The sequence below is a fragment of the Streptomyces sp. NPDC002690 genome (assembly GCF_053592415.1).
Map to the genome: position 1 here is coordinate 1 of NZ_JBSFVR010000764.1, position 1,108 is coordinate 1,108.

Below are 1,108 nucleotides of genomic sequence, written 5' to 3' on the forward strand. Positions count from 1 at the left end.
GGCATCATCGAGAGCCACCGCAAGGCGGTGGAACGGGTGGGTGCCATCGACCCGGTGACCGAGGACCTGCTCATCGAGCATCTGCGCGGGCTGGACGGCGATGGCCGGGCTGCGCCTCGGCGGGCGGCGCTCGGTGCGCACCCGGTACCGGCCCGACCCTTGGGGCGTGCGGGCCTGGCTGGTGGCGGGGTCGGGCGTGCTGGTGGCCGCGGTGATGATCCGGGCGGGTTCGGTGGACCCGGCGGCGCTGCGGCCCGGCGTCGTCCCGCCGGCCCCGCCGGTGCTGCCGCTGTGGCCCGCCGCGGGCATCCTGATCGGGCTGCTGCCCGCGTTCGCCGCGCCCGTACCGCCGCGTCCAGCTGCCGTGCCGCCGTATCCGGCCCCCGCCGTGCCGCCGTATCCGAAGGAGGACCAGTGATCCGGTTCGAGCAGGTCTCCCTGCGGTACGAGGGCGCGGCCAAACCCACCCTGTCGGGCATCGACCTGACCGTGCCCGAGGGCGAGTTGGTGCTGCTGGTCGGCCCGTCCGGGGTCGGCAAGTCGACGCTGCTCGGCGCGGTTCCGGGTCTGGTGCCGCACTTCACCGGGGGGACGCTGAGCGGCCGGGTGACGGTCGACGGGCGGGACACGCGTACCCACAAGCCGCGTGAACTCGCGGATCTGGTGGGCACGGTGGGCCAGGACCCGTCCACGCACTTCGTCACCGACACCGTGGAGGACGAACTCGCCTACGGCATGGAGTCGTTGGGGCTCGCCCCGGACGTGATGCGCCGCCGGGTGGAGGAGACCCTCGATCTGCTGGGACTCGCGGAGTTGCGGGAGAGGCCGATCGCCACGCTCTCCGGAGGCCAGCGGCAGCGGGTCGCGATCGGTTCGGTGCTGACCCCGCACCCGAAGGTGCTGGTGCTCGACGAGCCGACGTCCGCGCTGGACCCGGCGGCGGCCGAGGAGGTCCTGGCGGTGCTCCAGCGCCTCGTGCACGACCTGGGCACGACCGTGCTGATGGCCGAACACCGGCTGGAGCGCGTGGTGCAGTACGCGGACCGGGTCGTGCTGCTGCCCGCGCCCGGTGCCGCGCCGGTCGTCGGCGCCCCGGCACAGGTCATGG

The 1,108-nt window shown here is 74.4% G+C and carries 1 protein-coding gene and 1 pseudogene; both read left to right on the forward strand.

Translation table 11 applies throughout. The features are described 5' to 3' along the window. Window positions 1-97 precede the first annotated feature (97 nt). Window positions 98-418 (forward strand): annotated as a pseudogene (locus tag ACWD3D_RS37360) (hypothetical protein); the annotation flags it as partial. Next, a partial coding sequence (locus tag ACWD3D_RS37365; RefSeq protein WP_451465072.1) for an ABC transporter ATP-binding protein occupies window positions 415-1,108 on the forward strand: 694 nt, incomplete at its 3' end. The pseudogene ACWD3D_RS37360 and the gene ACWD3D_RS37365, both read left to right, overlap by 4 nt.